Below are 1,733 nucleotides of genomic sequence, written 5' to 3'. Positions count from 1 at the left end.
CCGCCAGCCCACCCAGCATCGCGGCGGTGACCACCGCGCCCAGCAGCGCGGGCCAGCGCCGCTGGAGCGTCTGCACCGGCTTCAGCGCCGCCAGCGGCGCGACCACCGCCGCCGGGGACGGCGCGGGATCGGCAGCGGGCGGGGCGGGCGGTTCGGCGGCCAATCACGTCATCCAGCAGCGCGCGCCGCGGGCGGGCGGCGCGAGGTTTCGGCGCGAAGTGCCGCGCCATCGCTGCCCTGACAAGCGGATGTGGCAAAAGTGGGACGCGCGCGTCCCGGTGCCGCTACGACGCGGATTGCCCGTCCTCGTTCGCGTCGCCGGTGTCGCCGTCCAGTCGTTCCGAGCGGCGCTCCATCGCGGTCTTGAGCATCGCGGTCATCGGATCGGCGAGCGCCAGGCCCAGGATGCCGAACAGCGCGCTGGCCAGGATCTGCGTCCCCAGCGTCAGCGCGGGCGGCAGGTCGACGGTGCGCTTGGCCACCATCGGTATCACGACATAGCCGTCGAACGTCTGCACCACGACATAGACGACGATCGCGATCACCCCGGTATGGACTCCGGCGGAAAAGCCCACTGCGACCATCAGCGCGCCGGAGATGAACGCGCCGATATTGGGGATGAACGCCAGCAGCCCGGTCAGGATGCCCAGAATCAGTGCCATCGGCACCCCCGCGATCCACAAGGCGATCGCGGTCAGCACGCCTTCCAGCGCCATGCCCAGCAACCGCCCCGCCAGCAGCCGGCGCAGCGTGTCGGCCATCCGCCGCACGGTCAGCGCGAATTCGGCGCGCTGGTCCAGCGGGATCATCCATTGCAGCCCGCGTTCGTAGACGCGCGGGTCGATCGCGACGAACAGCCCGATGACGATCATCATGAACAGGCTGGTGATCGCGCCCGCGGCGGTGCCCAGCCACGACGTCAGCCGCCCGACCGACGACAGCGCCTGCCGCGCCATCCCCGACAGGTCGGACGTGCCCGGCATCAGCCCCTGCGCGGACAGCCATCCGGCGAGGCGCGTCGCCTGCGTCTCCATCGTGGAGCGCAGCTGCATCACTTGTTCGGTGATCTGCACGCCAGCCAGATAGAAGGTGCCGACCAGGAACGCGACCGTCAGCAGGCAGACGATCAGCAACCGCCGGCCGCGCCCGATCGGCAGCGCCCGGCCCAGCAGCCGCACGCCCCCGTCGAGCAGCGCGGCGAACACCAGCCCGCCCAGGATGATGAGCAGCGGCTGGACCAGCAGCACGACCAGCGCGATCGCGCTCGCCATGCCCAGCCATACCGCCGCGCGGCGGATTTCGTCGCGGGTCGCGTCGCTGCGCACCTCGTGCGGGCTGGCGCCGCCGACCACGGGGACGCGGGCGTCGCGACCGCGCTGTCCGTCCGGGGGCGTCACTGGCCGGTCGCCGGGTGGAGCGAGGTGCCTGCGCGCCCGCCGCGCAGCGAACCCGGCCAGGTCAGCGGGTTCCACGTCGCGTCGCCGTCGAGCGAGAAGGTGATGAATTCGGCGCGCCCGCCCAGGTTTTCCCACGGCACCGGCCCGCCCAGCCCGCGTTCGAACCCGCCCAGCGCGAAGCGGCTGTCGGCGGACCGGTCACGGTTGTCGCCCATCAGGAACACATGGTCGGCCGGGATCGTCACCGGGCCGTAATTGTCGCCGGGGCTGTTGGGTTCCAGATCTACCGTGTCGTAGCGGCGCCCGCCGGGCAGCGTCTCGGTCACGATCGGCAGG

The 1,733-nt window shown here is 72.0% G+C and carries 2 protein-coding genes; both read right to left on the bottom strand.

The window, feature by feature from the left end:
* Window positions 1-284 precede the first annotated feature (284 nt).
* A complete protein-coding gene (locus AX685_RS11235) occupies window positions 285-1,352 on the bottom strand; it encodes an AI-2E family transporter (RefSeq protein ID WP_066488692.1) in 1,068 nt (355 codons plus the stop codon).
* Between the two features lie 41 nt (window positions 1,353-1,393).
* Window positions 1,394-1,733, bottom strand: a 340-nt coding sequence (locus AX685_RS11230) for a S26 family signal peptidase (RefSeq protein ID WP_231738805.1), incomplete at its 5' end; no start/stop codon positions are given.

The sequence above is a fragment of the Sphingomonas sp. CCH9-F2 genome (genome assembly GCF_001556735.1).
GTDB lineage: Bacteria > Pseudomonadota > Alphaproteobacteria > Sphingomonadales > Sphingomonadaceae > Sphingomonas > Sphingomonas ginsenosidimutans.
The sequence above is the reverse complement of the archived record's forward strand: the minus strand, read 5'-3'. Positions and strand labels throughout refer to the sequence as shown.